This window comes from Streptomyces sp. NPDC002566, assembly GCF_042889585.1.
GTDB lineage: Bacteria > Actinomycetota > Actinomycetes > Streptomycetales > Streptomycetaceae > Streptomyces.
Window position 1 is genome coordinate 1 of sequence record NZ_JBIARD010000014.1, and the last position, 11,753, is coordinate 11,753.

The 11,753-nt window shown below is 66.9% G+C and carries 9 protein-coding genes and 1 pseudogene; 5 read left to right on the top strand and 5 right to left on the bottom strand.

Annotated elements, in window-relative coordinates; translation table 11 throughout:
• Positions 1-496: 496 nt before the first annotated feature.
• A pseudogene (locus ACFYXA_RS34440) lies at positions 497-733 on the top strand (hypothetical protein); the annotation flags it as partial.
• Positions 734-872: 139 nt separating this feature from the next.
• Here the strand turns inward: ACFYXA_RS34440 and ACFYXA_RS34445 are convergent.
• Entirely contained in the window at positions 873-3,482 is a 2,610-nt protein-coding gene (locus tag ACFYXA_RS34445; protein WP_389040440.1) for a LuxR C-terminal-related transcriptional regulator, read from the bottom strand.
• A gap of 489 nt (positions 3,483-3,971) precedes the next feature.
• Here ACFYXA_RS34445 and ACFYXA_RS34450 point away from each other — a divergent pair, with 489 nt between their 5' ends.
• A complete protein-coding gene (locus ACFYXA_RS34450) occupies positions 3,972-4,472 on the top strand; it encodes a GNAT family N-acetyltransferase (RefSeq protein ID WP_389040445.1) in 501 nt (166 codons plus the stop codon).
• Between the two features lie 172 nt (positions 4,473-4,644).
• On the opposite strand, the gene ACFYXA_RS34455 is transcribed toward ACFYXA_RS34450, so the two are convergent.
• Positions 4,645-5,649 carry a threonine/serine dehydratase gene (locus ACFYXA_RS34455; protein ID WP_389040448.1) on the bottom strand — a complete coding sequence of 335 codons (1,005 nt, stop codon included), beginning with the start codon at positions 5,647-5,649 and terminating at the stop codon, positions 4,645-4,647.
• Positions 5,650-5,799: 150 nt separating this feature from the next.
• Positions 5,800-6,021, bottom strand: a complete 222-nt coding sequence (locus tag ACFYXA_RS34460; protein ID WP_389040451.1) for a hypothetical protein — start codon at positions 6,019-6,021, stop codon at positions 5,800-5,802.
• Positions 6,022-6,443: 422 nt separating this feature from the next.
• Here ACFYXA_RS34460 and ACFYXA_RS34465 point away from each other — a divergent pair, with 422 nt between their 5' ends.
• Together ACFYXA_RS34465 and ACFYXA_RS34470 are read left to right on the top strand one after the other, a co-directional pair.
• A complete protein-coding gene (locus ACFYXA_RS34465) occupies positions 6,444-7,325 on the top strand; it encodes a class I SAM-dependent methyltransferase (RefSeq protein ID WP_389040454.1) in 882 nt (293 codons plus the stop codon).
• 307 nt (positions 7,326-7,632) lie between these two features.
• A complete protein-coding gene (locus ACFYXA_RS34470) occupies positions 7,633-8,100 on the top strand; it encodes a GNAT family N-acetyltransferase (protein ID WP_389040457.1) in 468 nt (155 codons plus the stop codon).
• Positions 8,101-8,220: 120 nt separating this feature from the next.
• Here ACFYXA_RS34470 and ACFYXA_RS34475 read toward each other — a convergent pair whose 3' ends face one another.
• Together ACFYXA_RS34475 and ACFYXA_RS34480 are read right to left on the bottom strand one after the other, a co-directional pair.
• Positions 8,221-9,858 (bottom strand): cytochrome bc complex cytochrome b subunit, encoded by a 1,638-nt coding sequence (locus ACFYXA_RS34475; RefSeq protein ID WP_389040462.1) that lies wholly within the window; start codon positions 9,856-9,858, stop codon positions 8,221-8,223.
• Complete coding sequence (locus ACFYXA_RS34480; protein ID WP_389040465.1) at positions 9,855-10,271, bottom strand: hypothetical protein; 417 nt, start codon at positions 10,269-10,271, stop codon at positions 9,855-9,857. The genes ACFYXA_RS34475 and ACFYXA_RS34480 overlap by 4 nt, the downstream gene beginning before the upstream one ends.
• Positions 10,272-10,436: 165 nt before the next feature.
• Here ACFYXA_RS34480 and ACFYXA_RS34485 point away from each other — a divergent pair, with 165 nt between their 5' ends.
• Positions 10,437-11,156 carry a TetR/AcrR family transcriptional regulator gene (locus tag ACFYXA_RS34485; RefSeq protein WP_389040468.1) on the top strand — a complete coding sequence of 240 codons (720 nt, stop codon included), beginning with the start codon at positions 10,437-10,439 and terminating at the stop codon, positions 11,154-11,156.
• Positions 11,157-11,753 lie beyond the last annotated feature (597 nt).

The following is an 11,753-nucleotide window of genomic DNA, read 5'->3' on the forward strand; positions in this document are numbered from 1 at the left end:
GCGCGCGTCCTGCTCCGCAGGAACGACGCGCCGACGCTACGCGTCGGTACCGCCGTCTCCGCTCCGCGGAGACGGCCGGTCCCTCCGGGACCGACTGATCCGCTCCGCGGATCGATCGGGCCTGAACTTGCACTTCCTCTGAACCCTGATTGCAGTCAAGGTGAGTTGAAGGGGCCGTCCACTCCGTGGCCGGCCCGGCTGGCTGGGAGTACGGGGGCTGTCCCGTCGGCCCTCCTGCTGATGCCTTGTCAAGTAGGCGATCAAGGCACCCTCCGTTTGGGTGCTTCCTTGGTTCAAAACTATGGAAGATTTGAGGTTTGGGGGTCTCCCCCGCTCGCGGCGTGGCCGCATCGGTGGCACCGGCGATAATCCTGCCCAACACAGCGGGAGATCCAGGACGATGAAGAAGTTGATGGGTCGCCCGCTGACCCAGGCACCTCGCCGCCGAACATCGACACCCTCCTGATCTACCTGTTGTGGCCTGTGCGAACACGCGGAGTTGGCGGCGGCGATGTTCCAGAGCGAGCAGGCCTTCGGCACGCTCGCCGGCCGGCTGGTCGCGCAAGGGCTCGTCGACCGGCGGCCGGGACACGGCCGCCGCATCGAGCATCACCTCACCGCTGAGGGGCGTCGGCTCTTCGAGGAGCGCGGGGAGGCGATCGGCGGCCTGGAGGTGCGCCGGGCGAGCCTGGAGGAGTGCCGGTCGCGACACCAGGCGTCGCCCCACTGCTGAACGGACTTGCGGTGCAGATTCTCGGCCGTCTCGGTTCCAAAGCAGCCGCGGGGGTCCGGCATGAGGCCGCCGTTCCGACTGAGGAACAGGACGTTCCCGGTTTGAGTGGCGGGATAGTCGGGTCAACTCCAGGCGAGTTCTACTGGCGGCCCGCTTCGTATTCAAGGGCTTTTGCGAGGTCGGCCCGGGTGCGTACGCCGAGTTTGAGATAAATGTGCTGGAGGTGGTTGTCGACAGTTCGGACGGAAAGTGTGAGGTGTTCAGAAATCGTTTTGCTGGAATTCCCGGCGGCGGCCATAAGGGCGATCTCTTGTTCGCGTTTGGTCAGGCGGACGGAGGGGGTGCCGAGCGTGGACAGGAGCGGGGTCCGGGCGTCTTCGCACTGGGCCGCGAGGGCTGTGGCCCGAGTGGCGTCGGCGGTGGCTTTGCGGGGGTCACCCTGGTGGGTCCAGGCGCCGGCTGATGCGGCTGATGCTTCAGCGGCGAGGATGGGCGAGCCCATCTGCTGGAAAGTGTGTGAGCACTCCATGAGGCGGCCTGGGTCGTTGTCGGCGAGGGCGGTGGCAAACCGTGCGCGGGTGTGGGTGAGGGCTCCGTCGCATTGGGTCGCGAGTTCGGTGAGGCGGTGCTGGACGCTCGGGGCGTCACCGAGGCGTGCGATGTCGGTGAGCAGGAGGACCTCGGACAGGAGGTGGCCGGTGCGACGAGCGTCGCCGGCCGCGGTGCGCAGGACGTCGCGGGCGCGGCTGAGCTTGCCCTGGGCGGCGTGCAGCCAGGCAGTGCCGAGAGTCTCCTCGCCGGCCATGAATCCGCTCGGTGCGTATTGTTCGAGTTCCGGGAGCAGGGACTCGGCCGTGTCGATGTCGCCGGCCAGTGCCGCGCAGGCGATCAATCCCGATATGTAGAGCCTGGTGGTCCTGGTGTGCTGGTACGTACGCGCGATGGCGGCGGCTTCCGCATACCAGCGGCGGGCACTGGAGGGGTGCCCGGCCAGCCAGTCTGTTCGCGCGATGAAGTAGGCGAGCCACTGGCGGGCGAGGGGGGAGGGCGAATCATGAAGCGTGTCGAAAGCGCTCAGGCAGGTCTCGCGGGCCTCACTGATCAGACCGGCCTCCGAGAGCGCCAGCGTGAGCGGTGCCAGTTGGATTGCGGGATGGGGCAGAAGGGTTCCTCCGCCGATTGCCTGGTGCATGGTGTGCCCGTGCTCGGCCAGTGCCCTGGCTTGTGCTACGCGGCCGACAGCGGCCAGGCCCAGGGATTTGCTGGTCGTCGCCAGCAGCCATATGTCAGGGCTTTCCTGATGCGGGGCTCCGGGGAGGCTGTCGAGTAGTTGGAGCCCGGCCTCAGGCAGCCCGGAGACAGCCTGCATGGCTCCTTCCATGAAATGCAGCTGTTGCTTCGCCATCCGGCTTCGCAGCACTGTGCGGGCCTCGGCGCACACGGAGAGTGCTTGGTCGAGTCGCGGGCTGGACCAGAACAGATTCATGCTGCGGGCGGTTACTGCGGTGATCTTCTCCTGATCGTCGCGTGCGTGGGCGTCGGCGTCGGCGAGGACCGCTTCGGCGCGTTCCAGGCGACCGGTGTACGTCAGCACTCTGCCCAGCAGGATCCGGGTCTCCAGGGTGTGCTGGTCCGGTTTGATCGCGGTGAGCAGCTGGATGACCTGTTCGCTGTCGTTGGCGTTCATCGCGATGGCGGCGGCCTGGGTCAGGAGGGCGGGGTCGGCGGTGCCGATGGCCGCCAGTCGCCAGGAGGCGACCTGGAGGGCGTCGTCGCGGCGTCTGAGTCCGTGAGTCTCGAGACGCTCGGCCAGACACAGACCGAGGTCGTAGCGCTGAAGGGGTGAGATTCCGGCGGCTATGACCTCGCTGTACAGGGGGTGGGACAGCGCAACGGTGATTCTTCGTCCGTTTGCGGTGACCCGGATGATGCCTGAGTTCTCGACTTCGGCCAGGTGAACGCGGTCGATGAGAGATGCGGCGTCGGTCACGGACAGGGGGCCGCAGAGGGCTAGGGCTTGCAGGAGCGGGAGCGCTGCGGGCGGCGCTGCCGCGATCTTGGCGGTGATCAGGTCGTTGAGATGAGGGGTGACGGCGAGCCAGTGATCGGGGATCTCCCAGACTTCGCCGTTGAGGCTGAGGGTGCCTGCTTCGATGGCTCCCAGGACGAGTTCCTTCAGGAAAAGGACGTTTCCACCGCTTGCGGTGTACAGCGCGTGCAGTGTGCGGCGGCCGACGAGGCCGCCGAGTACGCGCTGGACGAGTGTCTCGACCTGGGTGCGGTCCATGTGGGACAAGTCGATGCGGCGGACGCGGTCCCCGCGTCGAAGCAGCGCCTCGACAGCGTCATTGGCTGGTTCACCGGTGCGGACGGTGCCGACCAGGACGATGACCTGGGAGTCCAGGAGCTGGTTGAGCAGGACGGTTGATGAGCTGTCCAGGTGGTGCATGTCGTCGACGAAGACCACGGTGGGCTTGCCCGGCTCTCCGGCTATGGTCCGGGCGACGGCTCGGAAGCCGCTGACCGGGTCTGCGAGATCGGCGTCGGGGGGCAGCAGGTGGGCGATCGCGCTGAGGGGTACCTGCCCGGCAGCCTTGCCGGCTACGGCCCGCGCAGTGCGGTGTCCGCTCTGGGCGGTTGCCAGTTCCAGGAACTCGTCAGCCAGGCGGGTCTTGCCCACTCCCGCCGGCCCGCAGATCATCCAGCCGCGGGTGTGTCCGTCGGACAGGTCCCGGGCGAAGGAATCCATGAATGACTGCCGCCCGATGAGCGGCCATCTGTCTGCCCAGCCCTGCATTCAAGTGCTCCCTCAAGGGGCGACCGGTCGGATAATGCTACCGGACGGCATGAGCGGCATGGTGATCGAGAGGCAGGGGATTCGCCGTCGTAAGCCTCGACATCGTCTTTATACCGGCGGCAGAGTTTCGCCTGGTGTGCTGCTGCCGGCGGCTGTTGCGCAGCAGCACGCAGAACTCGCGCTCGGGGTTCGCAAGGGACCCCACAGGATCGGCATGCCGGCCGGGTGCACGCCAGGTAGGTGTCGGACCAGAAGTCGGGAGCAGGTGTACTGCCCGCTTGACCAGTGGCGCGCTGCCTCTTGGGCGCCCTGTCCACGCCGCCGGGCCGCCTGCGCTGTGGGCGGCACCCGCCAAGGGTATCCAGGTCAGTCACAACCTGATCTTGGATGCCCTCTTCTCGTGCTCAGCCACCACCCACAGGGCTGACTACCCTGGCCCGCATGCCCACTCTCTCCTTGTCTCCGCTTGGCTTCTCTGCGCAGGAGATCACCGCAGTCGTCGAGCTATACGCGAGCAATCCGGAGTACTGCCGCGCCGCCGGCGAGTACGACCCCCATGATGTCCGGCCTGATCAAGTCGAATCCGATTTGCGGGAGGAAGCCGGCACTGACGGCTGCGAGGTGCTGCTCGCACGGGACGAGCAGCACACGGTACTCGGGCTGATCTCCCTGCTGCATCAGCACCCGAAGGACGGTCACCCGTGGATTGGAATGCTGATCGTGCACGGAACGATGCAGAGACGCGGGCTGGGCCGCCAACTGGCCGCCTCAATCGAGGACCGCTTCCAGACAGCAGGTCAGGACGACCTACGACTGTGCGTCTTCGAAAGCATGCCGTCCTCTCTGGCGTTCTGGACAGCTTTGGGATGGCAGGAAATCCGTCGCGGCGCAACCAATGAACACGGCAGGCCCGTCATCGTGCTGCAGAAAACACTGACCTGAACTTCGGAATCATTCGTCTAGGTGGTGTCAGGAGGATTTCGCGTTAAGCGATGAGGCTCGCACATTTACCTCGTGCGCTCATCCTGGGCACGCGCGCGGCAGGGGCGCAGTTCCAATGGCTCGTCCGCCTCACCGCGTGGAACATGTGCTGTGCTTCGTCCTCGGCCTTGCTTCACCTGCGGCAGGTCTGGAAGGGCAGCGGGGCTTCTTTGCATAGCAGTTCGAACAGGTCGGGATCGACGTTCCCTCCGCTGATCACCGCCACGTGCCCCCCGGCAGCGGGGAGGTCGTGCTCGTGGTACAGGTATGCCGCCGTGGTGACCGCCCCGGACGGCTCGACGATCATGCCCGCGCGCCGCGCCAGAAGGGCCACGCTCGAGCAGATCTCCTCTTCGGTGACGGTGATGATGTCGTCGACGAAAACGCGCATGTGCTCGAAGGTGTGCTCCCCCACGGTTGTCATGCGCAATCCGTCGGCCATGGTCCGGCTGACACGCTCGGTCGGCCAGGTCACGCGCCGTCCGGCGCGCAGGCTTTCGCCGGCGTCGGCCGCCAGCTCCGGCTCGACGCCCACCACCCGGATTCCGGGGCGTGTGAGCTTCAGTGCAGCGGCGACACCTGAGATCAGTCCGCCTCCGCTGACGGGCACCAGCACCGTGCCGATGTCGAGTCCCGCAGCCACCGCTTCGTCGGATATGTCGAGGCCGACCGTTCCCTGGCCCGTGATGATGTCAAGGTCGTCGAAGGGCGGCACGATCACATAGCCGTGTTCCGCGGCCAACTGCTCAGTCAGGGCCGGGCACTCCTCGGGGGAAGCGAAGCGCACATCGGCCCCGTACTCCAGGACCCCGTCGATTTTCACCTTGGCGGCCGTGCAGGGCATGACGATCGTTGCTTTCACGCCGTTCTCCCGGGCCGCGTAGGCAAGTGCTTTGCCGTGGTTCCCGCTCGATCGTGCAATGACGCCGCGGGCCTTATGCGCCTCGGACATCCGCGACAGTCGATTGCATGCGCCACGTATTTTGAACGAGCCGGTGATCTGCAGGTTTTCTGGTTTCAGAAAGAGAGACCGATGTCCGCAGGAGGCCCACGGAGCCCTGAGCAGCGACGTACGGGAGAGCACTGGCTCCAGGCGTTGACGGGCGGTATGCAGGTCGTTGAGCGTGACGAGAGTCATGGGTCGGTCATCCTTGTCAGGTATGGACGGTCATCTGGCGAGCCGCTCGCAGGGAGTGGACGCAAACCCTCGGCACTCAGCGCCGGTCGGAGCCTTTGCGCGGCCGTCATGCGCCGGGGGGTCACTCGGTCCGGGTGACCTCGACGAACATCATGGGACGACCCACCAGCAGCCGTCGGGCAGACCGGTCGCGTTGCCGGGGCGGATGACGACCGCGCCTTCCCTGGTCGTGTTGTCATACTGGCAGCCGGTGTCGTCGTGCCGATCAACGATGTCGTGCTCTGCATCGGGCAGTGCGGCACCGTCGTCCATGTGGACGGGGACTGCCGCCCTCGCCGCGACGATCGAGACGATGGGAGCGGCGAGCAGCACGCCGGCTACGGCTGCGGTGAGGGCTACTGCTTTGAGGGGCGGTCCGAGCCGGCGTGGAATCTCCGGTCGCGGCGAGGGTGAGGGAGTCTTCTGTCGTCCTGGCGGCAGTGGGAGGTGCGGTGCAAGTCATGGTGGTCACGGCCTCGGAGAGCTGCTGGGTGACTCTTCCAGGAGACGTTGCGCAGCCCTGGGGCGACTGAGCAAGCAGTACTCAAACCCGAGCGAGGCCGGTCACCAGGACGGTCTTCGAGGGGGAGGCGCGTGTCGGGGCCGGCTGTCCGCATCGGAGGGCTCAGCGCGTTCGGGCGGGCAGCTTCTGCTCCGGCCGAGTATCTCCTACTCATGTGGGGGTGCTCCTGCGTCCTGGAGAATCCCGACGCGTGGGGCCGTGCGCGAGTACGGCCAGGGACAGGAGGTTCGCGATGGCTGCAGAGGACGGCTTCGGCGTTGCGGAGGCCAGCGTGCGCGGGGGCGGGCACGCTGAGGGGTTTGCCGCCAACCTGGCGCTGTGGGATTCCCTGGCCGAAACCCACGGCACGACAGCCACCGATCAGTCCTACGACGTGGAGGCTTTTCTCGGCGGTCAGCAGACGCTGCGCAGCATCGAACGTGAACTGGCCGGTGACGTAGCGGGCAAGGATCTGCTCCACCTGCAGTGCCACTTCGGCATGGACACCTTGAACTGGGCCCGCCTGGGCGCGAGGGTCACCGGAGTCGACTTCTCCCCCGTAGCGATCGCCCGTGCCCGGGACCTCGCCGAAAAGGCGGGACTGGTCGCGGACTTCGTCGTGGCGGACACCCAGCGCCTGCCCGACGGCCTTGCGGCCGGGTTCGACGTCGTCGTCGCCACGTACGGCGTGTTGTCCTGGATCGCGGATGTCAACGCGTGGATGCGGGGGGCCGCGCGGGCGCTCAGGCCGGGAGGCCGGCTGGTCCTGGTGGACATTCATCCGGCCTTCCAGACCGTCCTCAGCTTCGAACCCTTCGTAGCCGACTGGCCCTACGGCGGCGGCGAGGCTCAGTACGTCACTCTGACCGGCACTTATGCAGATCCGAGCGTCGTGACGGCGCCGCGGCAGACCGTGCAGTTCCCCTACTCGATCGGTGAGATCGTGACTGCCGCCGCTTCGGCGGGCCTGGTTGTGGAACGGCTGGCAGAGCATACGGAGACGGAATCCGACGGCCGCCACATCCTGCCTCGAGGCGCCGACGGTCTCTACCGGTTCCCCTTCAGCGATACCTACCTGCCGATCATGTACTCACTGCGGGCTGTCGCGTCACGCACGCCGACGAGCGGCAGTTGATCGCGTCCTCCCTCTGACGTTCAGGGGGCCTGTCAGCAAAAGCCCACGACCGCCCCGCGTTTCGGCGCGGCGTTGCCACGGCCGTCACCAACCCGGGGGTAGCGGGCTGCAGTCAGACTTCGGATGGTCGGCTGCGCAGCGGCGAGTCGTGGGGCACATGAGTGCCTCTTGCTCAGGTGCTGCATGCCGGCCGCGACGCACGCTTGTCGCTGACCTTCAGACCTCTACGGCAAGGCATGTCATGCGTTCGTACAGCAGAGTTGCGTCTCATCTCGAGCGGCGCGGGGGCAGTGAATGCGGTCCGGCTGTGTTCGTCAGCGAGCTGGACCTGACGGACGTAGCGACGGCGACGGCGGTGCACCTGACCGGCCGCCGGTCGTATGCGGTCGAGGCCGCGCTGATCGGTTTCGACGAGATACCCGCTCTCCTGGAGAGCCTGGAGGAGATGCAGGCCCAGCCGTTGCGTTGGCTCGGGATGACGACGCGTGACGGTCACATTGCCGCCTTCGTTGCCTGGCAGCGCCTGGCGGGGGAAGACGGCATCGATATCGACCGGGTATGCGTCGATCCGGAATGGTTTCGCCGCGGTCTGGCTCTGAGGCTGCTCGATCACCTGCTGACCGAGCTGGCCCCCACCGGGCCGGCGCTGGTCAGCACGGGCGCGGACAATCGTCCGGCCATCGCTCTCTATGAGCGTCTCGGCTTCACCCATGTCGGCACCGTCGAGCGGGCGCCCGGCCTGCTCATGGCCGAGTTCCGGCTTGCGCGGGAATAGGACCACGGGCCGCCTCCCTGTTCATGGCATTTCGGGCGACGGCTGACTGCCTGGCGGGCCGGCCTGCGGCTGGTGGAGGCGCCGGCCGCAGGCCGGTCACGGGTGGGTCTGCGTAAGCGGTCAGTGGTGGCCGCGGCCGCTGGTGATCTCCTCGTACTCCTGGGCGGTCGGCTTGCTGATCTGGCCGTCCGCACCGTAGTACGCCTTGCTGAGCCTCGCGCGTAGCTTCTGCGTTCGTGTGGGTGGGCGCTCGACACCGTTCTCGTCGAGCCGCGGGCTCAGCGCGGCCGGTTCGTACTGCTCGTGCGCGGTGAGGGTGTGCAGCTGCTCCTGGCTGAGGGGGGCGTGGACCTCGATGAACTCACCGTGCGGCAGGCGTCTGATGATGCCGGTCTCCCGGCCGTGCAGCACCTTGTCCTTGTCCCGGCGCTGCAGGCCGAGACAGATCCGTTTGGTGAGGACGAAGGCGATGACCGGTCCGGCGAAGAAGAAGATCCGCACGAACCACGTGATCGCGTTGAGCGACAGGTGGAACTGGGTGGCCCAGATGTCATTGCCGCCTGCGATCATCGTCACGAAGTACGCCGTCAGCCAGGCGACTCCGAAGGCCGTACGGGTGGGCACGTTGCGCGGGCGGTCCAGGACGTGGTGCTCGCGCTTGTCGCCGGTGACCCATGACTCGACGAACGGGTAGACCCCGATGAGCGCCAGGACCACGGCGAAGCCGGCGAGGGGGATGAACACTCCCAAGGCCAGTGTGTGGCCCCAGAAGTTGATCTCCCAGCCCGGCATGATGCGCAGCAGTCCCTCGGCGAAGCCCATGTACCAGTCGGGCTGGGAGCCTGCCGCGACCTGGTCGGCCCGGTAGGGGCCGAAGGCCCAGATCGGGTTGATCTGGGCGATGCCCGCGATGACCGCGAGGACGCCGAAGACCAGGAAGAAGAAGCCGCCCGCCTTGGCCGCGTACACCGGCAGCAGCGGCATGCCGACCACGTTCTTGTTGGACCGTCCGGGCCCGGCGAACTGCGTGTGCTTGTGGTAGAAGACCAGGATCAGGTGCGCCACCACGAGGCCGAGCATGACCCCGGGCAGCAGCAGCACGTGGACGGAGTAGAACCGCGGGATGACGTCGTGCCCGGGGTATTCGCCGCCGAAGAGGAAGAAGGAGAGGTACGTTCCGACGACCGGGATCGACAGGATCGCGCCCTCCATGAAGTGCATGCCGGTCCCGGAGAGCAGGTCGTCGGGGAGCGAGTAGCCGGTGAACCCGGTGAACATGCCCAGGAACAACAGCAGGACGCCGAAGACCCAGTTGACCTCGCGCGGCTTGCGGAACGCGCCGGTGAAGAAGACACGCATCATGTGCACGATCATCCCGGCGAGGAAGACCAGCGCCGACCAGTGGTGCAGCTGGCGGATCAGCAGCCCGCCCCGTACGTCGAAGCTGATGTCGAGCGTGGACTTGTACGCCTCGCTCATCATCTGTCCCTGCAGCGGGACGTAGCTGCCGTGGTACGCGACCTCGGTCATCGACGGGTGGAAGAACAACGTCAGATAGACACCGGTCAGGATGAGGATCAGGAAGCTGTAGAGGCAGACCTCGCCCAGCATGAACGACCAGTGGTCGGGGAAGATCTTGCGCATGTTGGCCTTGGCCAGGGTGTAGATCCCCAGTCGGCCGTCGGCCCAGTCGGCCAGGCGCTCGCCTGCCGGCGCCTTGCTGCGCGCGGGCGGTTCGGTGGTGGATTCGGTGCTCAAGCGCGCTCCCGGAATACAGGGACGACGGGCTCTTCGAAGTCGCCGGGCGCTTCGAGGCAGCCTTCATCTGTTCGTTGTGGGAAGGGGGGCATCGCACCCGCGCGGGAAAGCTGGATGCGTGCCCAGCGGCGAAAACCCGCACCGAGGCAGCTCAGGGCGACGCTCAGCGTCAAGCCCAGCGCGAAGTTTAGCGCTCTGATGCTCCCCATGGGCATGACGAGGATCGATGCATCGTTCGGGATCGCCGCGTAGGAGACGACGAAGCCGGCGCCTGCCAGCGCCGCTGCGGTGAACAGCGCTGCGACCATGCGATCGGAACGCCCGGTGGTCTGTGCGTCGCGGGGTGGGGTGAGATGATCGCGGCGCGGGTGCCCCTGATCGGCACGCGGGTTGCGCCAGACCGGCACGGTCACGAATGCATGGACATATGGCTCCTTCTCCCTCCTCACTCGAACGATCTCCCGTGGAATGTCTTGTCTGTGCATAGCTCGTCCGCCTTTGCGGCCCACTCCCCAACCTCTCTAGAGGCTCTAGATAATTCTAGACCCTCTAGATCGATGCGATGAAGGCAGGTGTTCATGGACCGGCGACCGACGGGCGACGGCCGACGCGACCGGGTGCGCGAGGCCACCGTGCGGGAGATTCACCAGAGCGCTCGGACACTGCTGGTCACCAAGGGGTCGGCAGCGGTCACGATCAACGCCGTCGCCCGCGAGATGGGCATGAGCGGGCCCTCTCTCTACCACTACTACGCCAGCCGGGACGCGCTGGTGGACGCGGTGACTGCGGGGTTCTTCCATGAGTTGGCCGACGCCATGGAACACGACCGGGACAAGCGCACGGGCGCCCCGCCCGCGGACCGGTTCCTGGGAGCGTGCCGCGCGATGCGCGCCTGGGCCGTATCCCATCCCGCCGAGTTCGAGTGGATCTTCGCCAGCCCCGTCAGCGGCACGCAGCACCAGCCCGATTCCGCCCGGCATCAGGCCGGCTTGCGCTTCGAGAACGTCTTCATCGACATGATCGTCGAGGTGTGGAACACTCGTCCGTTCCCGGTGCCGGAACTGGAGGCGCTGCCCGAGGGCCTGCCTGAACAACTGCACGCGTACTCTCGTCTGATCGACCGGCGTCTGCCCCCCGAAGCGGTGCATGTGTACGTGACCTGCTGGAGCCGGCTCTACGGACTGCTGTGCCTGGAAGTCCTTCACCAGATGGACTTCGTCCTGACCGACATGCAACCGCTCTACGAACAGTGCCTGAGTGAGCTGAGCGGCATGCTGGGCCTCACCCGGGAGCCCTGACGGGGCGTCGCGTGCCCGTGAAACGGAGCAACACGCGCAATCCGCAGGTCGCGCCCGCCTGAAGGATCGCGCCTTTCCGCACAGCGGTGGGCGGGAAGGCGCGGCAGCCGCTCCGTCGAGCGGCTCACTGCTGCACGCCGCCTTGAGCAGACAGCCCATGCGCATGAATATGGGTCACCCGCGAGATCCCGAAATGAGTAATCGGTACTCATTTTTCCCGTCACCGCACCTCAGGGGCGCGCGGCGGCAGGGACGCTCGAGGGCGAAGAGGACGAGAACTCGGCCGAGGCGCAGAGGCAGAGCCGTCCAGCGCCGAGGCGGGCGACCTGCTCGCTCGGCATGCCGGCCGACTGCAGGTGCAGGAGGAGCGTCGCGGCACAGGTCATCACGTAGGCGGCCGCGGCAGATCCGGCGGGCTGCCGGTGCCGGCGTCATCGGCAGGTCTACCGGCCTGGAAGGTGCAACGTGCGCGCAGTTCTGTACACAGGAGGGTGGAAACCGCGGTGACCAGCGCGTTCGCCATCGCCCACGGCATCAGTGCGGCCATCGGCGCCACGGCTGGGCCGGAAGCGAGAGGAGCCTTTGGCGCGACGGACC